This window comes from Carboxylicivirga sediminis, assembly GCF_018156225.1.
Lineage (GTDB): Bacteria > Bacteroidota > Bacteroidia > Bacteroidales > Marinilabiliaceae > Carboxylicivirga > Carboxylicivirga sediminis.
Window position 1 is genome coordinate 1 of the sequence record NZ_JAGTAR010000125.1, and the last position, 338, is coordinate 338.

Consider the following 338-nt stretch of genomic DNA (forward strand, 5'->3'; position numbering starts at 1 on the left):
TCGGCATTATTAATGGTCAGAACAGCAGTATTTTGGGTACTACCATCGGGTAGCAACCAAGAGTAGGTCGCTCCTGGAGCACCTCCACCACCGGTCAGCGTTATATCTTCGCCTTCGCACCATTCGGTGGTAGTCTCAGCGGCATCGCCATTAATGGTCGGCACCGGTAAGGCCTGAATGGTAACTACTACTGTTACTTCTGTACTTGTACAGCCATTTGAATCTTCAACAGTAACACCATAAGTTCCGTTATCTGTTACATCAGCCGGGTCGATGGTTAAGGTAGCACCTGTTTCACCTCCAATTACAACTCCGCCTTTTGTCCAGGTATAAGTAGT

At 47.9% G+C, this 338-nt stretch carries 1 protein-coding gene; it reads right to left on the bottom strand.

Translation table 11 applies throughout. From position 1 onward, the window contains the following. The coding region (locus KDU71_RS22905; protein WP_212193449.1) for a hypothetical protein at positions 1-338 on the bottom strand (338 nt) is incomplete at both ends.